This window comes from Gammaproteobacteria bacterium, assembly GCA_013817245.1.
Taxonomy (GTDB): Bacteria; Pseudomonadota; Gammaproteobacteria; order HTCC5015; family HTCC5015; genus JACDDA01.
In genome coordinates, this window is the sequence record JACDDA010000001.1 from 16,604 (window position 1) to 40,471 (window position 23,868).

At 43.9% G+C, this 23,868-nt stretch carries 27 protein-coding genes; 3 read left to right on the top strand and 24 right to left on the bottom strand.

Annotation, left to right across the window (positions count from 1 at the left end):
• Positions 1–13: 13 nt before the first annotated feature.
• From H0W44_00075 to H0W44_00145, 15 genes are all read right to left on the bottom strand, one after another.
• A complete protein-coding gene (locus H0W44_00075) occupies positions 14–661 on the bottom strand; it encodes a deoxynucleoside kinase (protein ID MBA3580828.1) in 648 nt (215 codons plus the stop codon).
• A complete protein-coding gene (folK, locus tag H0W44_00080; protein MBA3580829.1) occupies positions 661–1,179 on the bottom strand; it encodes a 2-amino-4-hydroxy-6-hydroxymethyldihydropteridine diphosphokinase in 519 nt (172 codons plus the stop codon). Before folK ends, H0W44_00075 begins: the two co-directional genes overlap by 1 nt.
• Positions 1,169–2,500, bottom strand: a complete 1,332-nt coding sequence (gene pcnB / locus H0W44_00085; GenBank protein ID MBA3580830.1) for a polynucleotide adenylyltransferase PcnB — start codon at positions 2,498–2,500, stop codon at positions 1,169–1,171. Before pcnB ends, folK begins: the two co-directional genes overlap by 11 nt.
• A gap of 31 nt (positions 2,501–2,531) precedes the next feature.
• Positions 2,532–2,870: a P-II family nitrogen regulator gene (locus H0W44_00090; GenBank protein ID MBA3580831.1), complete on the bottom strand. Its 339-nt coding sequence runs from the start codon at positions 2,868–2,870 to the stop codon at positions 2,532–2,534.
• Positions 2,871–2,874: 4 nt separating this feature from the next.
• On the bottom strand, positions 2,875–3,918 hold the full coding sequence (locus H0W44_00095) for an NAD(P)-binding protein (GenBank protein MBA3580832.1): 1,044 nt from the start codon (positions 3,916–3,918) through the stop codon (positions 2,875–2,877).
• A gap of 37 nt (positions 3,919–3,955) precedes the next feature.
• Positions 3,956–4,426 carry a cupin domain-containing protein gene (locus H0W44_00100; protein ID MBA3580833.1) on the bottom strand — a complete coding sequence of 157 codons (471 nt, stop codon included), beginning with the start codon at positions 4,424–4,426 and terminating at the stop codon, positions 3,956–3,958.
• A 71-nt stretch (positions 4,427–4,497) separates the two neighbouring features.
• The gene (locus H0W44_00105; GenBank protein ID MBA3580834.1) at positions 4,498–6,438 is read right to left on the bottom strand and encodes a response regulator; all 1,941 of its coding nucleotides are present in this window, start codon (positions 6,436–6,438) and stop codon (positions 4,498–4,500) included.
• A gap of 72 nt (positions 6,439–6,510) precedes the next feature.
• A complete protein-coding gene (htpG, locus tag H0W44_00110; protein ID MBA3580835.1) occupies positions 6,511–8,433 on the bottom strand; it encodes a molecular chaperone HtpG in 1,923 nt (640 codons plus the stop codon).
• A 101-nt stretch (positions 8,434–8,534) separates the two neighbouring features.
• The gene (locus tag H0W44_00115; protein ID MBA3580836.1) at positions 8,535–10,346 is read right to left on the bottom strand and encodes a hypothetical protein; all 1,812 of its coding nucleotides are present in this window, start codon (positions 10,344–10,346) and stop codon (positions 8,535–8,537) included.
• A gap of 158 nt (positions 10,347–10,504) precedes the next feature.
• The gene (rplS, locus tag H0W44_00120) at positions 10,505–10,846 is read right to left on the bottom strand and encodes a 50S ribosomal protein L19 (GenBank protein ID MBA3580837.1); all 342 of its coding nucleotides are present in this window, start codon (positions 10,844–10,846) and stop codon (positions 10,505–10,507) included.
• A gap of 25 nt (positions 10,847–10,871) precedes the next feature.
• A complete protein-coding gene (gene trmD, locus H0W44_00125; protein MBA3580838.1) occupies positions 10,872–11,654 on the bottom strand; it encodes a tRNA (guanosine(37)-N1)-methyltransferase TrmD in 783 nt (260 codons plus the stop codon).
• A gap of 31 nt (positions 11,655–11,685) precedes the next feature.
• Positions 11,686–12,210, bottom strand: coding sequence for a ribosome maturation factor RimM (rimM, locus tag H0W44_00130; GenBank protein ID MBA3580839.1), 525 nt, complete (start codon positions 12,208–12,210; stop codon positions 11,686–11,688).
• Between the two features lie 61 nt (positions 12,211–12,271).
• Positions 12,272–12,523 carry a 30S ribosomal protein S16 gene (rpsP, locus tag H0W44_00135; protein MBA3580840.1) on the bottom strand — a complete coding sequence of 84 codons (252 nt, stop codon included), beginning with the start codon at positions 12,521–12,523 and terminating at the stop codon, positions 12,272–12,274.
• 392 nt (positions 12,524–12,915) lie between these two features.
• Positions 12,916–13,383: a tRNA adenosine(34) deaminase TadA gene (gene tadA / locus H0W44_00140; protein MBA3580841.1), complete on the bottom strand. Its 468-nt coding sequence runs from the start codon at positions 13,381–13,383 to the stop codon at positions 12,916–12,918.
• A 116-nt stretch (positions 13,384–13,499) separates the two neighbouring features.
• Positions 13,500–14,189 carry a transposase gene (locus H0W44_00145; protein ID MBA3580842.1) on the bottom strand — a complete coding sequence of 230 codons (690 nt, stop codon included), beginning with the start codon at positions 14,187–14,189 and terminating at the stop codon, positions 13,500–13,502.
• A 318-nt stretch (positions 14,190–14,507) separates the two neighbouring features.
• On the opposite strand from H0W44_00145, the gene H0W44_00150 reads away from it, so the two are divergent.
• The 3 genes from H0W44_00150 to H0W44_00160 all read left to right on the top strand — a co-directional run bounded on the left by H0W44_00150 (position 14,508) and on the right by H0W44_00160 (position 15,779).
• Positions 14,508–14,837, top strand: coding sequence for a hypothetical protein (locus H0W44_00150; protein ID MBA3580843.1), 330 nt, complete (start codon positions 14,508–14,510; stop codon positions 14,835–14,837).
• Positions 14,838–14,931: 94 nt separating this feature from the next.
• Positions 14,932–15,138 (top strand): transposase, encoded by a 207-nt coding sequence (locus H0W44_00155; GenBank protein ID MBA3580844.1) that lies wholly within the window; start codon positions 14,932–14,934, stop codon positions 15,136–15,138.
• Between the two features lie 119 nt (positions 15,139–15,257).
• Positions 15,258–15,779, top strand: coding sequence for a DNA-deoxyinosine glycosylase (locus H0W44_00160; GenBank protein MBA3580845.1), 522 nt, complete (start codon positions 15,258–15,260; stop codon positions 15,777–15,779).
• Positions 15,780–15,853: 74 nt separating this feature from the next.
• Here H0W44_00160 and H0W44_00165 read toward each other — a convergent pair whose 3' ends face one another.
• The 9 genes from H0W44_00165 to H0W44_00205 all read right to left on the bottom strand — a co-directional run bounded on the left by H0W44_00165 (position 15,854) and on the right by H0W44_00205 (position 23,801).
• Positions 15,854–16,366 (bottom strand): hypothetical protein, encoded by a 513-nt coding sequence (locus tag H0W44_00165; protein MBA3580846.1) that lies wholly within the window; start codon positions 16,364–16,366, stop codon positions 15,854–15,856.
• A gap of 13 nt (positions 16,367–16,379) precedes the next feature.
• A complete protein-coding gene (locus tag H0W44_00170; protein ID MBA3580847.1) occupies positions 16,380–18,512 on the bottom strand; it encodes a TonB-dependent receptor in 2,133 nt (710 codons plus the stop codon).
• Positions 18,513–18,562: 50 nt separating this feature from the next.
• On the bottom strand, positions 18,563–19,543 hold the full coding sequence (locus H0W44_00175) for a GTP-binding protein (protein MBA3580848.1): 981 nt from the start codon (positions 19,541–19,543) through the stop codon (positions 18,563–18,565).
• A complete protein-coding gene (locus H0W44_00180; protein ID MBA3580849.1) occupies positions 19,540–20,361 on the bottom strand; it encodes a nickel permease in 822 nt (273 codons plus the stop codon). Before H0W44_00180 ends, H0W44_00175 begins: the two co-directional genes overlap by 4 nt.
• Before the next feature lie 249 nt (positions 20,362–20,610).
• Positions 20,611–21,051, bottom strand: coding sequence for a transcriptional repressor (locus tag H0W44_00185; protein MBA3580850.1), 441 nt, complete (start codon positions 21,049–21,051; stop codon positions 20,611–20,613).
• A 151-nt stretch (positions 21,052–21,202) separates the two neighbouring features.
• On the bottom strand, positions 21,203–21,523 hold the full coding sequence (locus H0W44_00190; GenBank protein ID MBA3580851.1) for a GIY-YIG nuclease family protein: 321 nt from the start codon (positions 21,521–21,523) through the stop codon (positions 21,203–21,205).
• Positions 21,516–21,767 (bottom strand): nitrate/nitrite transporter NrtS, encoded by a 252-nt coding sequence (gene nrtS, locus H0W44_00195; protein MBA3580852.1) that lies wholly within the window; start codon positions 21,765–21,767, stop codon positions 21,516–21,518. Before nrtS ends, H0W44_00190 begins: the two co-directional genes overlap by 8 nt.
• Positions 21,767–22,945, bottom strand: a complete 1,179-nt coding sequence (locus H0W44_00200; protein ID MBA3580853.1) for a VWA domain-containing protein — start codon at positions 22,943–22,945, stop codon at positions 21,767–21,769. Before H0W44_00200 ends, nrtS begins: the two co-directional genes overlap by 1 nt.
• A 7-nt stretch (positions 22,946–22,952) precedes the next feature.
• Positions 22,953–23,801: a MoxR family ATPase gene (locus H0W44_00205; protein ID MBA3580854.1), complete on the bottom strand. Its 849-nt coding sequence runs from the start codon at positions 23,799–23,801 to the stop codon at positions 22,953–22,955.
• Positions 23,802–23,868 lie beyond the last annotated feature (67 nt).

Genomic DNA, 23,868 nt, shown 5'->3' on the forward strand with positions numbered 1-23,868 from the left:
GCCTCAACAACGTTTAGGACAACGTTAAACTCACCGGATTAAAATAATGCCGACCATTACGGACTTTACGAATTTGATCTAGCAATTGCTGATAATCAGTTTCGCTTTCTACAAAATTCGCCTCTGCTGCATTCACAATTAACAAAGGTGCTTCGCTATAGTCATAAAAAAATTGCGTATAACTATCGACTAAACGCTGCAAATAACCAGGTTGAATCCAATGCTCATAATGCACGCCTCGGCGCTGAATACGCGTCAACAATACTTGCACTGGTGCTTGCAAATAAATAACCAAATCGGGTTTAGGCGCATCAATGGTCAAATGCTCGAACACTTGATTATATAAAGTTAGTTCGTCAGCATCTAACGTTAGCTGCGCAAACAAACGATCTTTTTCCATTAAAAAATCTGCAACGCGAACCGGATTGAATAAATCTGATTGACGTAATTCTTGTAACTGCTGCGCGCGCTGTAGCAAAAAAAATAACTGTGTAGGCAAGGCATGTTGGCGGGGCTTGCGATAAAATTTTTCCAGAAACGGATTCTTATCTGGCGCTTCTAATAATAACTCAGACCCAAAACTTTCAGCCAAACGTCGACTCAAGGTAGTTTTACCTACGCCCACGGGTCCTTCAACAACAATGAAACTAGGTACGCTCATCAAGCGATCTCATTAATTTTCTGCAAACCTGCCAACGGACAGTGCTGCAATAATTGCGCTAAATTATTATTAATACCAGGCAGTAATATATTTTGCTGCAAATCATACAAAGGATACAAAACAAATGCGCGTGCTACTAAACCGGGATGCGGCACTTGCAAACCTGGCTCATTAATTATTGCATCACCAAACAATAATAAATCCAAATCTAGCGTACGCGCATCCCACTTATGACCATCACGCACCCGACCATGCGTTTGCTCAATATATAACAATGCTGCTAATAAACGTTGCGCCGATACCTTCGTGCGCAAATGAGCAACGGCATTAATGTATTCCGGTTGATCAGGAATTTCACCATCAATCGCCATCGGTGGACTACGATAAAACGGTGACACCGCGACTAATTCGCTGTGCTCCATACAGGCTAATACGCGCAACGCCGATTGTAATTGCGCAATCGGATCGCCTAAATTGGCGCCTAACCCAATATACGCATCAACATAATTATCGCTCACGCCGCACTCTCCGACGTCGACGCGGTTTATCGGATTTTTCTTTGATTAACGCTTGTGCAAGATTTTTTTGTTCCACTGGATTTTGTTCTTGTAGCTCCGTCCACCATGCAGCACGTTCTGCTAGTACAGGATTTAACGGTGCGCGCAAACATAAAAAATCATAACCCGCACGAAACGCAGGACTACTTAATTGCAACAACGCGCGTTGACCTTGATAACGCTCTAACCGCGGCTGCATAGCCCAAATTTCACGTACCATGGCACTATAACGACGCGGCATCGCCGTAGCACTCGCTTGACCATCTAAGACGTCGCCCGCAGCGTCTTGCAAATCAACCATAATCGGCGAAGCATCTTGTACTGCATATCCTGCTTTTTTCATCATCGGCGCCCACAACATCACCGAATATAAAAAAGCCGGATTCAAACCTCGACCTGAAGCCACGCGCGCATCAGTGTTGCTTAAAGCTTGATTGAGCATACTCAACAATAACTCACCATCGTGCTGCAAACAGGCTTCTGTTAACGGAAACAAATGTCGAAATAAATCATACTGACGCAATAACACTAAACTACGCACCGCATGACCACTTTGAAATAATTTCAAAACTTCATCATATAAACGCGCTTTGGGCATTTCCGCTAACAATGATGCTAACGGCAAAACCTGTTTTTCTGTAGCAGGATCTAACACAAAACCTAATTTTGCAGTAAAACGCACCGCGCGCAATAAACGCACTGGGTCTTCATGAAAACGCGCTTCTGGATCACCGATTAATTTAATAACGCCGGCTTGCAAATCTTGCATGCCATTAACGTAATCAATAATAGAAAAATTGGCGATGTCGTAGTACAGCGCATTGACCGTAAAATCACGCCGCCATACATCTTCTTCCAAAGTACCGTAAACATTATCGCGAACGATACGACCTTCTTTGCTGTCATCAATTAAACGCGCATCATCCGCATCATCTTCGGCTGCATCTTGGCCACGAAATGTTGCAACCTCAATAATGTCACGACCAAAATGCACATGTGCCAAACGAAAACGCCGACCAATTAAACGACAATTATCGAATACTTCGCGCACTTGTTCGGGTCGCGCATCGGTGGCGACATCAAAGTCTTTAGGACGCAAACCTAATAATAAGTCGCGCACACAACCGCCGACTAAACAGGCACGAAAACCGGCTTCATGTAGTCGATACAAAACTTTCAACGCCTTATCGCTAATTTGCTGGCGAGAAATACCGTGCTCAGCACGGGGAATAATGACGGGGTTAATGAGTGATACCTTAAAAGTAAATTCAATCAACCTTATGAGCTAGGCTCATAAGGTTATATAGGGTGAGTTACACCGCTGCGTCGTCTTGTTCACCTGTGCGTATGCGTATTGCACGCTCGACATTGTAAACAAATAATTTTCCATCACCGATTTTGCCAGTGTTCGTAGCATTACGAATCAATTCTAAACATTGTTCTAATTGATCATCGGCAATCACAATTTCTAATTTCACTTTAGGTAAAAAATCCACCACATACTCAGCACCGCGATAAGTTTCGGTGTGACCTTTTTGGCGACCAAAACCTTTCACTTCAGTGACGGTCATGCCTGTAATTCCAACATTCGACAAAGCGTCGCGCACTTCATCTAATTTAAAGGGTTTAATAATCGCTTCAATTTTTTTCATCGTTCTAACCTTCTACTAAACTATTATCTGAAATATCGTCGTCTCGCAGCATGCGTTTTGCCAGTGCATCCGCACTTTGAAATGCAGCTTCAACGCGGCCACGCAAACACCAGTCACCACATATGCCTAGTTGCAGCGCCGGCGAATATAAATAGGCGGCGCCCAAGGGTCGGACGGTTTGCGCATAAGGCCAGTAGTGTAACCGCTGGCGCTCAAGGGCTGGCAAAGAAATTTGCGTTGCCTGGCAAAATGCCGCCACTAAAAGAGCGCTCACCTCACTCTGACTAAGGTGACTGTGCATTTCCGACCATTCGGGCGAGGCTTGTAAAATCCAAATTTCGGGTCCCGTATCTGCTCCACTGCGTTCTGGTTTGCTGGAGTCACGGGCAATCCAAGCCAAAGGCGATTCCAGCACATAGGCACCGTCGTAACCCACGGCTAAGGGCTCAGCAAATTGTAAGGCCAAACTCCAACACGGCATGATTTCTACCGCCGCTAGTTCTTGTTGTGCCTCCGGCCAAACATTTAATAAAGCCATCGCCTGAGGTGCGGGCACCGCTAATACCACGGCATCAAACTTACCTAACTCAATTCCTGCAGCCGCTAAGCTCCAGCGTTGTTGTTCGCGCTTAATAACATCTACTGTTACGCCGCAACGGACATTACAACTTTCCGCCAAAGCACTCACCATAACCTGCATCTGCGGTCGACCTACATAACGCGCCACATTATCAACATGACTTATTGCTTGCCCATTATGCAAATCAACCAACCAGCCTTGCCATTCATCTACTAACCAATCATCACGCCAAATTTTTATTTGTTCCGTAAATTCATCGCTGCGAGCAGTGAAATACTGGGCACCATAATCTGCTGCAACACCATCAATCACCAAACTGCGCAAACGTCCACCCACTTCATCACTGGCTTCAAACACCGTAACGTCTGTCACGCTTGCGCTTAAAGCTGTTGCGCAACAAATGCCAGCCAAACCGCCGCCAATGACAGCGACCGATTGCGGTGTTGTTAATTTATGGGATGACGACATGGAATGTGCAAGCAGCTAGATTTATGCGCCTAAAAATTTAACGCGGTAATTTCTTACGTGGATCATCTATGGCCATTAGATCAACTAAGTCCCAACGACCTGTATTGCGATACAACCGTTTACCCGCAGCCGGATAATCAGAAATGTCATGCGCGCGACGTTCGCCGACTAATAAATAAATCAAAGGCTCGCTGCTGTGATTGACTATTTTATGCGGCACGCCGTTACAAGGATAAGCAATAAAATCACCCGCCATAACCGAAAAGCTTTCATCACCTAAAATAGCGGTAGCAGTGCCTGCAATAATATATACACACTCTTCTTCATAATGATGCACATGAAACTCGGTACTATCATCACCTGCTTCTACACGCACCCAGTGTACGCCTAGATTTTTAAGACCTGCCGCATCACCCAAAGATTTTGTATGACGCGTCGCTTTGCTATTTAAAAAATGCCGTTTCGCTTCTTCCGGCAATGCTTGAATATCGGTACTGCGCAAAAACATTTTATCGGACATCTCGTTCACCTTTGTAATTTTTTATTCGCAACAGCATGCATGAAAAATAATGCGAAGGCTTAATGCTGCTGATTATGACTAAGCAACAACTCTGCTACTACTTTAGCTAATTGTTTTAACGACACGGGTTTTTGCAAAAACTGCGCCATGCCTAACAATTCTATCGTATCCATACTTAATAAATGACTATAACCAGTCGCAATAATTACTGGCATATCGGCACGAATACGGCGCACTCGATTAACAAAATCCATTCCGATCATGCCCGGCATCGTTTGATCCGTAAACACCAAATCGAAACCCGCAGGATTTTTTTGAAATGCGATCAAGGCTTCACGCGGATCAGTGTACGCCGTGACCACATAACCTAAATTTTGCAAATAATCTTGATACAACACGGCCAAATCTTCTTCGTCATCCACCACCAAAATATGGCCATCACCGGTCGCCGGCGCCACATCCATGGTTTCAATTAAAATAGCCACCGCACTATCATGCGTGATCGGAAAATAAATATGGAAAGTAGTACCCGCACCGCGTTCACTTTCTACTTTAATGGCACCTTGGTGCTGCTCGACAATACCATGCACGACCGACAAACCAAGTCCCGTACCTTTGCCGCGCGGTTTAGTTGTAAAAAAGGGATCGAAAATACGTGCTAAATCTTCAGCATTAATACCTTCGCCGGTATCACTGACGCGCATTTCCAATACTTGTCGCGCTTTATTTTTTGCCAGCGGTGTCACACCCGCCGGTAACGCAACTAAGGTTATTTCAAGCAAGCCGCCATTTGCTTCCATGGCATGCAAAGCATTGGTGCATAAATTTAATAAAATTTGCTGAAATTGATTTGCATCACCATGCACGCGCGCTTTATCAACATGCGCATCAACACGAATATCAATATTGGCCGGTAAAGTGGCGCGCAATGTTTCTAAGGTTTCGCGCAACACCGCTTGTGGCGAAAACGCTTCATGCTTTTCCGCACTCCGACGACTAAACGCAAGAATTTGTCTAATTAAATTACTAGCTCGATCACACGCTTGGCGAATTTGTTCTGCATAATGACGGCCTTCTTCATTATTACTCATAGACAATTGCAGCAACTCATTACTGCCGACAATGATGCCTAAAATATTATTAAAGTCATGCGCAACGCCACCAGCGAGCACACCCAATGCTTCCATCTTCTGCGATTGCCGCAATTGTCGCTCTAATGTTAAACGCTCTTGTTCAACGGCTTTATACGCAGAAACATCATATAAAACACAAACACACAACGCATTATCAACTACGCGTCCATCTTGTTGAACACCATCGTTTACATCTTGCAATATTGCCGCTGAAAATATCATTGGCAATAAATCACCTTTAGCATTTTTTACGACTAACTCAACACTGCGTAACTCAGCATATTGAAACAACACGCCATCCAGTAATTTTCTGCGCCAACTTTCATCAGCGACCATCAAATCTGACAAGCGCAAACCTTGCTGCCCAGGTTCGCAACCCCACAATTCACAGGCTGCTCGATTACATAAGGTAATTTCTAAATTTCGATTCACTACCATAATCGGTTCAGCAATGCCGTCCATGACGCTTTGCAAAAAATGGCTCAATAGTTCTGATGATTGTTTTGCCATTAACAATCGTCGCTGCTGACCTAATAGATTGCGCGTTAAAAAAACCACACCAATAGAAACGCAGATAATGCCGAACAAAGCAAAAAAACCAATGACGTAAGCGCGAATGGAATTAGTAATGTGCGCAGCTTCAGCTGGCGTAAACCACCAGGGCAACATCCAGATACTGCAAACATCAATGATATGTTTAAAAGAGAAACTACAAAGACCCAGCAAAATAATATAAAACCCACTAGTGTCTTCAAATTGACGGCGATAACGCAAGACCACACTCACCGCAACGGTGACGCAGATGATCACGACCAGGTCAAAAACAGTCATCCACACATCAGAAAACCAGACACCGGTCGTGCTCATAAATAAAGTCTTGCCCTTCTAAAAAAAGCTTTTGTAAAGCTTATAGTGAGTTATCCGCCCAATGCAAAGAACTTAATGCAGCAACAGTCGATTCATGCGTTTTACAAAAGCAGCGGTATCTGGCAATGCCGCGCCTTCCGCTAATAAAGCTTGATCTAATAATAGCTGCGCCCAATCAGAAAAATCTTCAGCGGGAGCACTCGCAATACGTTGCAGTAAAGGATGTTGCGGATTAATTTCTAAAACCGGTTTGCTGCCTGGCACATCATGCCCGGCTTGTTTCATCAACTTTTGCATATACAAAGCCATTTCATGTTCATGCAACACCACGCACGCGGGCGAATCAATCAAACGCGTGGTTGCGCGCACTTTATCCACTTGTTCTACCAATGCATTTTGCAAACGTTCAACCAAACCTTGCGCTTCGGTTTTAATAACTTCTTCAGCTTGTTTATCCGCTTCACTTAGCAGATCACCTAAATCTAAATCGCCTTTAGCAATCGAGACAAAAGATTTACCCGCGTATTCGCGCAAAAACTGCATCATCCATTCATCAACTCGGTCGTGCAATAAAATAACCTCGATGTCGTGTTTGCGGAATATTTCCAAATGAGGGCTATTGCGCGCAACCGTCTCGCTGTCCGCTGTTACAAAATAAATCTGATTTTGTTTGTCTTTTAAGCGCGCCACATACTCATCCAAAGACACCTCTTGCTTGCCCGCGTCGCTGCGGGTCGTCGCAAAACGCAATAGCTTAGCAATCGCTTCACGATTAGCAGCATCTTCACCAACACCTTCTTTAATCACATTACCAAAATGCGACCAAATCGTTTTATATTTTTCGCTTTCTTTATCTGCGACATCCTGCAATAACGCTAAAATCTTTTTTACCGAGCCGCTGCGAATGCTTTCAAGTAACTTATTACTTTGTAAAATTTCACGCGAGACATTTAAAGGCAAATCACTTGAATCAATCAAGCCTCGCACAAAACGCAAATAACGCGGCAGCAATTGCGAGCTATCATCCATAATAAATACGCGCTGCACGTACAGTTTCACACCTTGCACATGCTCTCTATCCCATAAATCAAACGGCGCAACCGCTGGAATATAAAACAAATTGGTATATTCTTGGCGACCTTCAACATGGTTATGCGTCCATGCTAATGGTGCTTGAAAGTCATGTGACAAAGACTGATAAAAATCGATATAGTCTTGATCTTTTAAATCTTTTTTCGAACGACGCCACAAAGCAGTGCCACTGTTTATTTGTTCTTTTTTGTCAGCGGCTTTCTCTTCGGCATTTTCATCTTCATTATCTGCCGGCGAAACCAACCAAATCGGCAAAGTGACATGATCAGAGTAACGTTTAATGACACTGCGTAAACGCCATGCATCTAAAAACTCACTTTCCTCTTCTTTTAATTGCAAAGTGATTTCCGTGCCATGCGTTTTTTTGCTAATAGTTTCTAATGCATAACGGCCTTCACCTTTGGAACGCCACAACACACCTTCTTCAATCGGCGTTCCGGCTTTACGTGTTTCCACCGTCACTTCATCGGCCACGATAAAAGCAGAATAAAAGCCTACGCCAAACTGACCGATCAATTGCGCATCTTTAGCTTGGTCACCACTTAAAGAAGCAAAAAATTCACGCGTGCCCGAACGAGCGATGGTGCCTAAATTAGCAATAACTTCATCGCGGGTCATACCAATGCCGTTGTCGCTGAAGGTTAGCGTTTTTTTATCTGCATCAAAACGAATAGTGACGTGCAAGTCACCGTCACCTTCAAACAAGGCTTCGTTTTTTAAACCTTCAAAACGTAATTTGTCACACGCATCCGACGCATTCGAAATCAACTCACGCAGGAAAATTTCCTTATTAGAGTACAGCGAGTGCACCATCAGGTGCAGCAAACGCGGCACTTCAGCCTGAAACTCAAAACTCTCACCTTTTAAATCAGCGGGATTAACGCTCGCGGTAGCTGTGCTCATAATGTTCTGTTCCTAGGTATCAATTAATATAAAAATTAAAAATAATGCGAAATTCCAATCAGCTAACCGATATAAGGTCAATCCGACCAACTTCAAGTCGTTTAAGGTTGTGTTGCTTGGCTGCGCAAGCCAATTTCTTGTAATTTATATTTGATCATCGCGCGTCGATCCGCCGCTTGCGTCACGCTCAGCAATTGCTGATAAATCCGTCGCGCATCGTCAAACAAACCCGCCTCTAATAAAACATCGGCTGCTTGAAAACGTGCGGTTTGTCCCCATGGATCATCGCCGCGCCCGTCTAATAAGGTCGCAGAATTCAAATAATAAGCCGCGGCTAAGGGTGCATTTTTTTGCGCTTTATACGAATCCGCCATCCAAAATAAAATTTCTCGACGCGTTCCGTCTGCTAAAGGTCTACGCAGCAATTCGGTAAACATTAATAGTGCATCTTCATCGCGGCGCACGGTTTGTAAATCAAAGATCACTTGCAAGACTTTATCGAGTTGATTTTTATCCAGAGTTTTCTGTGCATCCAAACCAGCATTCAAAGCTGTTATACCTTCTTTGGCACGACCACTTAAAATAAACACGCGTGCGCGCCGCAGTGCCCACTCTAAAGCATCTGAATTTTTTGGCGCTTGAGTTAAATCCGCCATTAAGCGATTGGCCGCAGCTAAATCATTACGCGCCAAGGCATCATCGACTAAACGATAACGCAGCGCTGCCGGAAGACGCTGCACATCCGCAAACATATCGCTGTATAAAAATAATTGCCTAACCACCAGCATGCCATCAGTTTGTGTTTCTAATGACTCAACAAAACGCGCAAATGCTTCATCGCGTTGTTCACCGGCTAAACCTTTTAACATGACTACCGTAAATAATGCGCGCGCTTGGGTGGGCTGATCGCGAAACCATTTATTGGCTTCGATGACCCAATCTTTATCTTGGCCAATCAATAATTGCAAACTATTACCTTGTGCTAGACCATATTGCAGATAACTATCCCATAACACATCGTTTTTTATTTTAAAAAGGCGATCATCTTTAGGTACATAGGCATTTTTTATTACAACATTTTCCAATGCGCGAATCTGCGCTGGATAATCTTTGCTTTCTTTTGCCGTCAAAGCGACGATGTACCACAAGCGTGAACGATCCATATCCTCGAGATTTTTTATCTTTAATTGCGCCAGCGCTTCCTGCGAAATGTTTTTAAGTTCGCGACTCTGGGTTTTTAATTGCGCTAATAATTTCAACGCAATGGTTTCAGCATCAGATTCAGTTAATTGCTGTAATAAATCTCGCGCTTCTGCTTCGCGCGCCGTTAACAGCAACACGCGTGCGCGTAATTTGCCCCAGGCCAGCCCTTTGTCGCCGTAGTCTTGTTGATAACGCAACATGCTACGTTCCGCATCTTCCAAGCGATCATCAATAATATAACTACGAATAATTAAACGCCGAAACAACGCCAAATTATCAGCCGTCGGTGCAGGATCGCTATGCCAAATTAATTGCTGCAAAACTTCACGTGCGGCAACACCTTTGCCTTGTTGTAAAGCTGCATTGGCTAATTCTAATAATGCTTCGTGACGAAACGCGACGGGTACGATCGAAGGCAATTGTTGCAAGCGCTGCGTCAGTAAATCCCATTGCGCATTTTCACGCATGATATTGATGCGCTGTTGCTCAAAAAATAACCAACCTTCAAGATTTGTTTGCGCAGACGGCTGCACATTGTCGAGTAACTTCAACGCCAACTCAGGCGCACCATCGCGTGCTAATTGGCCAATCGTGCGTAAATCTTGAGCAATGACTGGCGATTGATAAGCGAGCAATAACAACACTGCACCTAGCGCAACACGGCATCGCGACCAAGCTCGAAGATATTTATAAAGAGTGGGCATCAACATGGGGGCCTAGCATAAACAAACGGGCAGCTCCGTGGAACTGCCCGTTAGGTTGTGCACTTGTGCAGCGCACATGGGGGGGAACCCAAACAAGCGCGGGCGATGGGGCGCCCGAACTCAAAAGGTTTATCGGCCACTGGCCAATAATCTTTAGGCTTTGTTTAGAGTTTTTCTTTAATACGGGCAGAACGACCGCTACGCTCACGTAAGTAATACAGCTTAGCGCGACGAACTTTGCCTTTACGCTTAACTTCAATACTAGCAATGATCGGGCTGTGCGTTTGGAAAACGCGTTCAACACCTTCGCCGTGCGAAATTTTGCGCACTGTGAACGCAGAATTAATACCCCGATTACGAATCGCGATAACCACGCCTTCAAAAGCCTGCACCCGCTCACGGGTACCTTCTTTTACTTTCACGTTTACCACCACGGTGTCACCCGCGGCGAAATCAGGGATCTCTCTCAGTTGTTCGGCATCCAGCTGTGCAATGATGTTGCTCATGGTCATCACCTTAATAGTTCAATATTCAATCTTTCACATTCGTTCCGTTTACAGCGAGCACTTCAAGCCACGCTATATCCGGTGCATTTTTGCTCAACCAAGCACGATCATTCGCACTAAGACTGGGCCATTGCGCGCTCAACACATCCGGTCGACGCTGCGCCGTTCGTAATAACGCTTGTTGATGACGCCATTGCGCAATTTTTTGATGGTCACCGCCCAACAAAACTGCTGGTACTGTTTGGCCATCATAAACTTCAGGACGCGTGTAATGAGGGCAATCTAGCAAACCCGTCATAAACGAATCTTGTAACGCTGAATCTGCATCACCTAATACACCAGGCAATTGCCGACCTATCGCATCAATCAACACCATGGCGGCTAATTCCCCACCACTTATTACATAATCACCAATCGACCATTCTGCATCGACATAACGTTCAAGAAACCGCTCATCAATGCCTTCATAACGACCGGCAATCAAAATCAAATCCTGGCCAGCAGCAAATTCTTGCACGGCGGCCTGTTGCAACACTCGACCTTGCGGCGATAAATACACTACTTGCGCCGTAGGATTCGCAGCGCGTGCTGCCACTAAACAATCTTCCAATGGCTGAATCTTCATCACCATTCCGGGGCCACCACCATAGGGGCGCTCATCCACGGTGCGATGACGATCTAGGGCATAATCGCGTGGATTCCAACAATGCAAACTGAGTAAGCCTTGTTCGAATGCCCGACCAATAACGCCGCCCAGAGCCACGCTTTGTACTAATTCGGGGAATAGCGTGATGACATCAAAACGCATCAAACCTCCCTAATGCCGTAACTAACAAACGCTAATCTGTTTGCCAATCAACTGGCCAGTCTACTTGGATAATCCCTGCTTCCAGATTTACCGCATAGATAAAATGGTTCCAAACGTAGGGGATCAGGGTCTCCATACCCTCTTTTTTGATCACCAGCACGTCATGTGCACCGGTCTCCAACAATTGCTCAACATCACCCAACTCGATCCCTTGCAGATTCACTACTCGCAATCCCAGCAGATCTCGCCAATAAAACTCATTCGCAGGCAAAGCGGCTAATTCGCTGCGCGCCACCGTAATGGAGTGGCCGATCAATAAAGCCGCGCTATCGCGGTCATTGATATCTTGTAACTTTGCGATCAAGCCTTTGCCGTGGATATGTAAAACTTCCAACACCACCGACTGGCTTTTAACGCCATTGCCCACTAACCAAGGAGCGTATTGACCAATTTTTTCTTTCGGTTCGGTATAAGAAAAAAGTTTGACCCAACCCTTAACACCAAACACGCCAACAATCTCGCCAAGGGTAATAACTGCATTATCCGGCTCGGTCATATCAGCAAAACCCTCGCAGCCCTTAAATTTGTAAGGGGGCCAGGCGAAATCAAAAAACTAATTAAGCAGCAGCCTTAGGTGCACGCTTGAACAAGCTTTTAACACGATCAGAAGCTTGCGCGCCTTGCGACAACCAATAATCAACCCGTGTTTGATCAAAATGCACAGGGATTTCATTGCCACGCGCCACTGGGTTGTAATAACCCAAACGCTCAATAAAACGACCATCGCGCTTATTGCGGCTGTCAGTGACAACCATGTGATAAAACGGACGCTTGTTGGTGCCGCCGCGTGATAAACGAATCACTACCATGAAAAATACCTATCCTGTCGAATCCGGAAATAGCCGCCCCACGGGCAGCCTTTATCGTGAGGCGCGAATTCTACGCATTTTTTGGCAAATGTGAAGCGAATCAAGCAATTCCGTGGCTTTCACAGTAAAAAAATTGCCAATCGTCACTGACCCACCTTAAAAACCCCAAACTCAGCCCAATAGGTCAGCCTGTTGAAATTCCCGGAGACTCGCCTCCCATAAGCAAACACCAGGGAATGGTTCGTGTACCGCCGACCAACTCAACACGCGCACACTCTCTATTCGTAAGATATTCAACAATTTAAAACTGTTTTAAATAATGTGGATAAAGCCATCAAAGTCATTGGCGTTATCGCCACTGCTTTAATCTAAAGTTGGGTTTAAAAAATTAATCAGCGCAGTCCACGCCTTGCTTCAAAAAAATCAATTAACACCTGCCCGCATTCAGCGGCCAACACACCTTCAGTCATCGCAATATAATGATTATGCGAAGGATGTGTTAACAACGCCATCGCGCTTTTCACCGCGCCCGTTTTCGGTTCCGCTGCGCCATAAACGAGACGTGCAATCCGCGCATGGATCATCGCACCCACACACATCGCACACGGCTCCAACGTTACGTATAAAGTGCAATCATTCAAACGATAATTATTTAACCGCTGCGCCGCCGCGCGCAACACCATTATCTCCGCATGTGCGGTGGGATCATGACCCGCAATCGGCTGATTCCAACCCTCGGAAATTATTTCATTATCTTTCACCAACACCGCACCCACAGGCACTTCACCAGCATCAGCCGCGCGTTGCGCTAACTGCAAAGCGTGCTGCATATATAAAGCATCTGTTGCGAATACACTCATTTAACTAACTCATTCAGCCAGTGGCATATCAGCAGCACCGGTGCAAACACATGGAAAATCGAAACACATACTCACTTTAACGCATTAAGGATTCCGCTTGAATTCAAGCGAGCCTTTTAGAGGATCTTAGAGGGTCGACCGCGCTTTGCGTGCCCAACACGGCAATCAAGCTTTGCCTCAACCTTTTTACGAAAAGAATCATTGCCTAATGGCGTACCACTTTGCCATGCACAACGAATGTCATCTAACATCTCATCATCCACATGCGCTTTAAATAAAGCCTTATAAGCTTCTTCACGCAGCGCTTTTGTCCTGCCTAACGCCAAATACAAAGGATGCTCGGTGATTAATACATCGACTTTGCCTTGGCCATTCGCACGGTAACTCGACCAACGATAATGTGCAGGCGCACTTACCATATTGGCACGCACAGGATTTAATTCGATATAACGCATACACATCAGCAGATAATCATTCGCTTGAACGAGGTTTGCTTTGTAACGTCCTTCCCACAAAGTACCGGTTGTGCCATAACTATAATTTATATAAGGCACATAACGTCTACCTACGTATTGCATCATGCGCGCAACACCCATCTCGTCTGCGGGCGTCGCAAGGATATGCACATGATTGGTCATCAACACATAAGCATGAATCGCACACTGATAACGATCAGCCGCTTCTTTCAACCAGCCCAAGTACGCAGAATAATCGCTGTCTTCAAAAAACGCCGGTTCACGACTGTGCCCTCGTTGCACGATATGCATGGGAACACCGGGAATCACAAAACGAGGTTTACGTGGCATAACACAGCCCTAAACTAATCAAGCCACACTCTACCAGAGCTTTGTTTGTCTTTAAAGGGCTCTGACCCCTTTAAAGGGCTCTGACCCCTTTAATGTTGTTTGCCCATAAAGGGCTCTGACCCTTTAATGAGGTCAAGGAAAAATATGCCAAATTAGATATAAAGGCAAACCAGTGTTTAGGGTTGATTATAAAGCCTACCCCGGAACCAATGGACTACCATATACTCACTATCATATGTCACCCAATATGAAAGAGTATCATGATTTGCCTAGGTGGATGGGTGGTATGGGTATGGGTAGTACTACAGGACACGACTAATGAATGAACAAGAGATAAAGGATTTGCGGATACTCACCGGCAAGATGTTAAAACAGTATGCCGCAAAAAAAATTGACTATGAAAGTTTCATGAACGCGCTACCACAAGAAGATCTTGACAAATCAGTCTCAACAGCGATTCATATGGTCGGACATTTTGATGATGATAAAAATCTTTGTGCGAAAGATAAAGATTACGAAGAATTACTTACTAAAGAACTGTTAGAAATGGCTGATATATTGGAAAAAGGTGAGGCGTTCCCGAAAATCGAACATATTAAATCGTGGGATGCCTTCGTTATTTGGTTTCGGCGTGAATTTAAATTATAAAATGGCAATCGAATCAATGGGGTCAGATTGAACTTACCCTGCTTTAACGAGCACTTCGAAAGAGGTTATATTAACCCACTTAAGGAGTGTTGCAATGCCGAAAAAATACCGTCAATTCAGTGCAGAATTCAAAGCGGAAGCGGTGCGTTTAGCAGAATCATCGGATAAAGCCGTCACGCAAATAGCGCGTGAATTAGATATTCGTGTTAATCAGATTTACAAATGGAAAAAAGAACTCACTGATAAAACTGTCCATGCTTTTCCTGGCAAAAAACAATTAAAGGGGTCAGAGCCCTTTTAGCAGTTTTCATGGAATTTTCCTTTGTCGCCGTCAGGATTATGACGACATTATTATTATTTTTCTACCTATTATTAACAAGATATTCCTAATCATAATCAGTTCATTAGATAATCTGCATTATGAACACTCCCACTACCCTCTTCGCATTTCCACCACTGGCGCACACCGATGCGAGTGTGTTGATTCTTGGCAGCATGCCGGGAGTGGCGTCTTTAAGCGCTGCACAATATTACGCGCATCCGCGCAACGGATTTTGGCCAATGATGGCAAGCCTGTTTGCATTTGATGTGCTGCTGCCGTATGAGCAGCGAGTCGCGCTGTTGCTAAAAAATCGCATCGCGGTGTGGGATGTATTACAAAGTTGTGCACGTCCCGGCAGTTTGGATGCGAACATTATCCAATCATCAATTATCGCGAATGACTTTGTAAGTTTTTTTAATGCACATCCTTCGATCAAAACGGTTTATTTCAACGGTCAGACTGCGGCAAAATTATATAAACGTTATGTACTACCGACGGTGATGACGCATACGCTGCATTATCAGACGCTGCCGTCAACGAGTCCGGCGCATGCAAGTTTGTCATTTGCGGATAAACTTACTGTTTGGCAGCAATTAATATTACCAGCCAAAAAAAATTAAACCACGAGTGCGGCCACCCTGAAGGGAATTTGCAAAATTGCAAAGCGTTCTCGATGAATCTGCAAAAACCGGAATTATATTTTACAGTTCAATGCAGGCTGATATTGCATCAGCAAACGCTGTAATTTTTCAGCGTCCATGTAACCGTTAATTTTTTCTAGATATTCACTGTGCTCGTTAAATATCAAACTATACGGGGTGAAAGGCACATCGCCTATGGCTGCTAAAAACTTCTTATCGGCGATATAAGCGGGCAATGTAATTTGATGCGATTTTAATTTATTGCGAAAATTATTAATGCTGCCTGCACCTACCCCGACAACAGCAATAGAAACCGATGCTCCGCAATGCTGCTGCAATAAATTTAAAGCTTTAAATTGACGTTCACACCACACGCAATCGGCTGCAAAAAAATTGATTAATAAAATTTTTCCTGTAGCAGAAGCATCTAGGCTTTGAGCGTGGTTATTATTTAAATTGAAGAGCGGATACTGCAGCAGCGAAGACGCGGCTGCAGTATTTAACATATTGAACGGCAAAACCAAAAAACACAGCAACAGTAAGAATGTACTACGTAATATTTTCATGTCTGATTATTGCTCAGAATGTAAGTTTCATTCCGACATAAGCTTCACGACCACGCAATGGACCATAAATATACGCTACGTCATAACCGCCAGTCGCGTCATAGAATAACGGCGTTTCACTATCGCCGACTTGTGTATAATCAAACAAGTTTGTTGCACCGAGGTAAAGACTAAAGTCCGCTGCAAACTCATAACTCACTTTTGCATCTACAGTGGTATAAGCCGGTGCATCGGTGGTTTTAGGCGCAGTGGCATCCGAACGGTTATAACCTTCGTAACCATAATCTGTCAGATCACGACTCCCTACCCACGTGGCACTGACGCTGAGATCCCATGCATTGATATCAAGATCAAGACCCAGCGACGCACGACGTTCGATAGGTGCAATTGAAAATGATTGTTTGAATACATCGTCGTATTGCAATTGTTCTAGAGTAGCCGACAACGTTAACGGCTCAATAATACGATAACCAATCACAATATCGGCCGAATTAACTTTTGCGGTTTCATCCAACTGCGTCAACAAAGGAACACCCATATCTGTTTCAGATAATGCTGCAAGGTTATCAATCGACGTAGTCACATACGATGCTGTAGTGGTAAGCACGTCGCTTTCATAACTCAAGGCATAACTCATTGACAGTGAACGCTCAAGCTTATCCACTTCTATTTGATAGCCCAAACCTGAATCCAATATGCCATGGTCGGATTCAAAAAACGATAAAGGCGCGCGATAACCACGACCCGCTGATAGACGCGATGCCCAATGTTCCGTGTGCATATATCGAATGTCTAAACGTGGCGATACAATGGATTCTTCGATTTCTATACCGGGTTTTGCTGGATCTATGAAATCAGCTTTAACATTGTCATAACGCAAAGCGCCGGATATTTCTAACGCTTCAATCGGCTTCCACACATCTTGCACATAGACACTGTCGGTGTCGTAATCAAAACTATCAGTGACATAATCAGGCAATGTTTGTAATGCCAGATTCTCTGAGCGCAACGTTTCGCGTTTAATATTCGCACCAAACGTCAACAGATGTTGCTGGCTTAAGAAATAATTAAAACGTAAATCAACATTACTCATTTTGTTGTCAGCATAATAATCAATGCCTTCATAAAAAGAATCTTGAATATGCTCAACCGTACTCAACGACAACGTAGCATTGAGCTTCTCATTAATTTCGTGCAGCCAGCTTAAGGCTAATTCTTCTCGATCAGTTTTAATCCATTCGGCAGTTTCCCAAGGATTAGCAATGTATTGATTACGCACATCGCCATCAACAAAAAAATCGCCTGCTGTTGGGCCATTTGCCAGTGTACTGAAAGTTTGTGCCAGCTGAGGACGAGATCCTAACTTAGGTCCACCAAATATTTCAGAACGAACATTGCCTAAACGAAACGTTACATTATCGCTGGTACCAATATCGTGAGATATACGCACAACATAAGACGCATTTTTCAAAGAAGGTGACTCACTAACACCATTGTCATCACCATCATATTGATCACGTGTGTCTTGTTGGCCCACTAAAGTTGCACGTGTGTTTCCATCATCACTAACACCGGTCGCCAATATGGAAGTTTTTCTATAACCATTTTCACCGCCGGCAATATCTACTTCAGCAAGATCTTCTTTAGCTTCACGCGTAATTAAATTGATCGTGCCGCCAATCGCTTCGGGTGCAACTAATGAAGCGCCCGCGCCTCTCGCTATTTCTATACTTTCAATGCCCGCAGCACTGCTAGCATCAAAACCATAAAAGCCCGAAATCAACGTATACATTGGAATACCATCAATTAACGTTGTCGTGTGCTCACCTTTCATACCATTCATTAACACTCTTTTTACGCCGCACATAGAGCATTCGTTCGCTACACGCACGCCCGGGGATTTTTGAATGGCTTCAGCCAACGTATTGGCTTGTTGTTTTTCAATCGACTCTTGCGAAATAAGCTCGGTTTGTTGAATCACATTCTTCAACACACCCGCTTGCTCTAAACGCATCTTAACGCCCGTAACCTCAACCTTTTCCAGCTGCGTCGCTGGCTCTGACTCTGGCTTATGATTATGCTGGATATCCGCCCAACAGATAGAAGGGATTACATTGGTTAACACCAAAACCACAAACGCTGTCAAAAACTTCACGTATTATTCCTCACTAAAAATTAACAATAAAAATCCAATTATTAAATGGCCACACAGCCATCTAACAAATTCCTAATGGCGCGCTCTGGAAGATCTCGGCCAATAAATACCATCACGCTTTCGCGTTCGGCATTTTTGGGCCACAGTGAAAACTCATGACCACCCATAATCATATGCACACCTTGAAACACTAATTTTTTAGGGTTGTTCTCAATGTTTAATATACCTTTGTAACGCAGCATGTCATTGCCAAATTGCTGCACTAACATCGACATAACCATTTCTAAACGGTCCAACACATACGGTCTCTTTTCGCGGATGACAAAAGATTTGATATTGTCATCATGCTCATGATGATCTTCTTCCAAAAAGCCCGGTTCTATTTTGAGGATGTCATCTAGATTAAAACCATTCACATCTAAAATTTCATTAATATCCGTTTCGCCAAAATGCACTTTTTTGATAGAGGCGCGCTGGTTAATACTTCGCAAGCGCTGTTGCAGTGTTTCATATGCTACAGCTTCTACTAGATCCGTCTTCGAAATTAAAATGCGATCCGCAAAACCTACTTGTTCTTGAGCTTCATGATGCTCATCAAGTTGCATAGAACCATGCACGGCATCGACGACCGTTACCACTGCATCTAATTTATAAAATGACTCTATGGATGGCTCCATAAAAAAAGTTTGAGCCACCGGGGCAGGATCTGCCAATCCCGTGGTTTCAATAATGACGCGATTAAAATCCAATTCTTTGTTTTGTAATTTTTCTCTAAACTCACCCAAGATCTTGACCAAATCGCCGCGTACGGTGCAACAAATACAGCCATTGTTCATCACTACAATCTGTTCTTTAATCGATTCGGCTAATAAAGCATTATCAATACCTGCTTCTCCAAATTCGTTTTCGATAACAAGAATTTTATTAGAATGTTGTTCATTCAATATTCTATTTAACAACGTAGTTTTGCCGGCACCCAAAAATCCGGTCAACACCGTTACTGGAATCAAATTATTTTTCATAGCGAACCTATAGATGCGTAAGATTTAAAAGACTTTCGAAGTAGCAAAACAAAATACATCATTAACGCAAGTAACATAAAAATCACACCCAATATAGATTTTTGGTCGTCGCTTAATTCAAAAGAAGAATTAAATGCGCTTAAAATCGCATAACCAGCGACTCCAAATGACATAGCGACAATAAACCAACCCAAAAAGGTACGATAAGTTTTTATAGTAGTCGCGTCTGTGGCACGCGCCAAAATCCCGCAAACAATATTGCTGTCAATCGTATCGGTAATAATCATGCCTGCCGAAAAAATCAAACCAATTACCAATGCACCCCATACGCCATGATTGACGGATGCAGCATAACCCCAGGCAGCGGCTTGGGTGGCGGTATCAAATACTGTTGCAAATAAAACCCCAACCAATAACACCGACAATGCACTCGTACCATCACGAAGTTTTTGTGGAATAAAGTGACTACGCCAGCCTTGTGGACTAACGTAATTACCTTTAAGTAATTGAACTAAATTTAATGTGCCGACTAACAACAATAAAAGAACCGGCACCCACTCAAGAATCACACTAATATTTTGCGGGATACTAAATTTTGTCGAGAGCAGGCTCACCAACACAGCGATACATGTGACGACGAGACCGTGTCCAATAGCAAATAGAGTCCCAACCCAACGCGCTAATGAAGGTCGCTGATCATGAATACGAATAACCATGTTATCAATGATCGCTATGTGATCAGGATCTAAGCCATGCCTTAAACCCAACATGAACATCAGCGTAAAACCGGTAATATCAAAAATTAAATAATTTTCCATACCCTGTAACTTTTGTAATTGCGATAAACATCGCCAAGACGAAATCGTCTCTTAGGAATAATTTTTACTAGCAGACAAAACCACGCTATTTATTCTGCGCAGCCGCGCCTTTATGCATGAAAAAATCATGTGAAAACGTGAGTTCGGTTAATTCGAGGGGGAGTTTATCAATGAGCATATTAAAATGCAACTGAGTTGCATTTTAATTGTGTGCGACTTTATAACATTACACGATATGACATTTCACAATCAGGCACGACACGCCGGACACTGCCCTTTCAAAACAACTTCACTGGAAGCTAGACGATAATGGGCAGGTAAGCGGACGGGCAAACTTTCACTCGCTAGCGCTATACAAAAAACTTTTCCACAGTTATTACAAAAGAAATGCGCGTGCTCATCTAATTGAGAGGTCGGCGCATTAAAACGCCAGATACGATCATCACCGCTAATTTTATGTGCGACCGCATGTTCCACTAACCAATCCAACGTTCTATATAAAGTAACCCGATCAACATCCTGTTTGCGTTTAAGCAAGAGCTGCTCGATATCTTGATGACTCAGCGCCCATTCGCTGTCGAGCAACAGCATTAGTACTGCAATTCGGTTAGGCGTAGCGCGTGCGCCCACCTCCACTAACATTTGTCGAGCCTTCTGCTCGGTCAACGCTAACGGTTTAATTTTTGGCATATTGAAATCCTTGTTACCACAGGCATATATATTTCTATATGCCGACAAAAATAGGATAAATAATTTTCCACATCGAAATAATAACTCATGCGTCAACATTTACGTCATTTAAATACAGCGAAGTGAATAGTTATAGCGTCTTTTTCACACTTCAGGATCTGAAGGCTGCCAATCGCCGTGGATCTTGTACTACATATTCTTTTTGCTGTTTAGATAATTTTTTAATCGCGGCCTCTAACCGCAATGCTGATGAGTGATCACCCACTTCCATTGATAGCACCAGCTGCAAATTCGATTTCGCTTTTAGAAAACGCGCAGCTTTGGGACTTTTACTTTGATGTTCGGCAAAGCGGCGCTCAACATTGGTGGTGATACCGGTGTACAAGCTGTTATCACCGGAACGCACCATGTATAAAAACCATTGCGTCGATGGACTGTTTGGATTGGTGTCAGCCGTTTTTATATTAGGCATTGCTTTGCGCAAGCGCGGTTGCGCGCAACGACATGGCGCTCGAATAGGTGGAAACACAATACGGTACGCAGTAGGTTAACGCGACGCGCCACCAGGTAACTTCGCTCCATGCGAATACAACAATAATATCGCCTTGATTAATTAAATTTAAAATGGTGCCGACGATTAAACCAATAATCAAACCGCGCTTGATAACGCTCGGCAAGGTTGCAAAATACCAAAACGAAATTGACGGCGCCTGCATTACAATAGTTCTCGCATACCAGCGTCAAGGCCTGACAATGTCAACGGAAACATCCGCTGATTAACGAGTTGACGCATCATCGCAATGGATTGCGTGTAACTCCAATATTCTTCACTCATCGGATTGAGCCAAATCGATTTTTTAAAATGACTTAATAAACGATTCACCCACACAGCACCCGCTTCTTCGTTCCAATGTTCAACGCTGCCACCGGGCGCGGCAATTTCATAGGGACTCATGCTGGCATCGCCAACAAAAACCAATTTGTAATCAGCGCCATACGTGTGAATCACATCCATGGTGGATAAGCGTTCGCTGTAGCGCCGATTATTATCGCGCCACACGCCTTCGTAGACGCAGTTGTGAAAATAAAAATATTCTAGATGCTTAAACTCAGTTCGCGCGGCCGAAAATAATTCTTCACAAATTTGGATGTGATCGTCCATCGAACCGCCGATATCTAAAAATAATAATACTTTTACAGCGTTATGACGTTCTGGCACGAGCTTAATATCGAGCATGCCTTTGTGCGCGGTGGAACGAATGGTGTCATCTAAATCCAATTGATCGGCTGCACCTTGCCGCGCAAATTTGCGCAGTCGTTTTAAAGCAACTTTAATGTTGCGAGTGCCGAGTTCAACGTTGCCGTCTAAATTACGAAATTCGCGTTTATCCCAGACTTTCGCTGCGCGGCGATGACGTGATTCGTGTTGACCAATACGAATGCCTTCGGGATTGTAACCATAGGCACCAAACGGTGAAGTGCCGGCAGTGCCTATCCATTTACCGCCGCCTTGATGACGTTCTTTTTGTTCGGCTAAACGTTCCATTAATTTTTTCATCAGTTCTTCAAAACCACCTGATGATTGAATTTGCGCTTTTTCCTCGTCAGTTAAATATTTTTCTGCGAGTTTGCGCACCCACTCTTCTGGAATCTGCGTTTCAAATAAGGATTCTAAATTAATGTCATTAACGCCTTTGAAGTATTCGGCAAATGCTACGTCAAATTTGTCGTATTCACTTTCGTCTTTAATCAAACACAAACGGCTGAGCAAATAAAACTCTTCAACATCACCAAACACCACATGTTCTTTTAAGGCCTGCAACAAATCCAGCAATTCCTTCAACGAGGTTTTGACTTGATGTTTGCGCAGGGTTAAAAAGAAATCAATTAACATAGTGTGATTAAGGTTTGTTAGTGCGGCGTGACATAAACGCTAAGCGTTCGAACAAGTGCACATCTTGTTCGTTTTTCAGCAGCGCGCCGTGTAAGACGGGAATCGCTTGGGCTTTATTTTTATTTCGCAATACATCCAGCGGAATATCTTCAGCAACTAACAGTTTCAACCAGTCTAGTAATTCCGAGGTAGAGGGTTTTTTCTTCAGGCCTGGCACTTCACGAATTTCGAAAAAGATTTCCAACGCTTCTCGCAGCAGATCTTTTTTTAAATTAGGCATATGCACGTCAACAATTTGTTGCAGCGTTTCTTTATCTGGAAAGCGAATGTAGTGGAAAAAGCAACGTCGCAAAAACGCATCCGGTAATTCTTTTTCGTTATTACTGGTAATAATTAAAATGGGTCGTTGCGCGGCTTTGATGGTTTCGCCGGTTTCATAAACATTGAATTCCATTTTGTCGAGTTCTTGTAATAAGTCATTGGGGAACTCGATATCGGCTTTATCAATTTCGTCGATCAACAACACCGCACGCTGTGGCGACTCGAATGCCTCCCATAGCTTACCCTTCCTTATATAGTTGCGAATATCGTGCACTCGGACATCACCCAATTGCGAGTCACGCAAGCGACTGACCGCATCGTATTCATACAAGCCTTGTTGAGCTTTGGTGGTGGATTTGATGTGCCATTGAAATAGCGGCGCATTCAACGCCCGCGCGACTTCTTCCGCCAAACGAGTTTTGCCGGTGCCCGGTTCGCCTTTAATCAACAAAGGACGTTGCAAAGTCACAGCTGCATTGACCGCCAGCATTAAATCATCGGTTACAACATAAGAATCAGTTCCGGTAAAACGCATAACAGCCTCAATCACAGTGGGGATCAAACAGTAAGGGCGCAGAGTATAAGAGATAAGCACTGACAGA

Coding starts and splice junctions, on each gene's coding strand:
- H0W44_00075 (MBA3580828.1), bottom strand. CDS start 661: ATGAGCGTACCTAGTTTCATTGTTGTTGAAGGACCCGTGGGCGTAGGT.
- H0W44_00090 (MBA3580831.1), bottom strand. CDS start 2,870: ATGAAAAAAATTGAAGCGATTATTAAACCCTTTAAATTAGATGAAGTG.
- H0W44_00095 (MBA3580832.1), bottom strand. CDS start 3,918: ATGTCGTCATCCCATAAATTAACAACACCGCAATCGGTCGCTGTCATT.
- H0W44_00100 (MBA3580833.1), bottom strand. CDS start 4,426: ATGTTTTTGCGCAGTACCGATATTCAAGCATTGCCGGAAGAAGCGAAA.
- H0W44_00105 (MBA3580834.1), bottom strand. CDS start 6,438: ATGAGCACGACCGGTGTCTGGTTTTCTGATGTGTGGATGACTGTTTTT.
- htpG (MBA3580835.1), bottom strand. CDS start 8,433: ATGAGCACAGCTACCGCGAGCGTTAATCCCGCTGATTTAAAAGGTGAG.
- H0W44_00115 (MBA3580836.1), bottom strand. CDS start 10,346: ATGTTGATGCCCACTCTTTATAAATATCTTCGAGCTTGGTCGCGATGC.
- rplS (MBA3580837.1), bottom strand. CDS start 10,846: ATGAGCAACATCATTGCACAGCTGGATGCCGAACAACTGAGAGAGATC.
- trmD (MBA3580838.1), bottom strand. CDS start 11,654: ATGCGTTTTGATGTCATCACGCTATTCCCCGAATTAGTACAAAGCGTG.
- rimM (MBA3580839.1), bottom strand. CDS start 12,210: ATGACCGAGCCGGATAATGCAGTTATTACCCTTGGCGAGATTGTTGGC.
- rpsP (MBA3580840.1), bottom strand. CDS start 12,523: ATGGTAGTGATTCGTTTATCACGCGGCGGCACCAACAAGCGTCCGTTT.
- tadA (MBA3580841.1), bottom strand. CDS start 13,383: ATGAGTGTATTCGCAACAGATGCTTTATATATGCAGCACGCTTTGCAG.
- H0W44_00145 (MBA3580842.1), bottom strand. CDS start 14,189: ATGCCACGTAAACCTCGTTTTGTGATTCCCGGTGTTCCCATGCATATC.
- H0W44_00150 (MBA3580843.1), top strand. CDS start 14,508: ATGAATGAACAAGAGATAAAGGATTTGCGGATACTCACCGGCAAGATG.
- H0W44_00155 (MBA3580844.1), top strand. CDS start 14,932: ATGCCGAAAAAATACCGTCAATTCAGTGCAGAATTCAAAGCGGAAGCG.
- H0W44_00160 (MBA3580845.1), top strand. CDS start 15,258: ATGAACACTCCCACTACCCTCTTCGCATTTCCACCACTGGCGCACACC.
- H0W44_00165 (MBA3580846.1), bottom strand. CDS start 16,366: ATGAAAATATTACGTAGTACATTCTTACTGTTGCTGTGTTTTTTGGTT.
- H0W44_00175 (MBA3580848.1), bottom strand. CDS start 19,543: ATGAAAAATAATTTGATTCCAGTAACGGTGTTGACCGGATTTTTGGGT.
- H0W44_00180 (MBA3580849.1), bottom strand. CDS start 20,361: ATGGAAAATTATTTAATTTTTGATATTACCGGTTTTACGCTGATGTTC.
- H0W44_00185 (MBA3580850.1), bottom strand. CDS start 21,051: ATGCCAAAAATTAAACCGTTAGCGTTGACCGAGCAGAAGGCTCGACAA.
- H0W44_00190 (MBA3580851.1), bottom strand. CDS start 21,523: ATGCCTAATATAAAAACGGCTGACACCAATCCAAACAGTCCATCGACG.
- nrtS (MBA3580852.1), bottom strand. CDS start 21,767: ATGCAGGCGCCGTCAATTTCGTTTTGGTATTTTGCAACCTTGCCGAGC.
- H0W44_00200 (MBA3580853.1), bottom strand. CDS start 22,945: ATGTTAATTGATTTCTTTTTAACCCTGCGCAAACATCAAGTCAAAACC.
- H0W44_00205 (MBA3580854.1), bottom strand. CDS start 23,801: ATGCGTTTTACCGGAACTGATTCTTATGTTGTAACCGATGATTTAATG.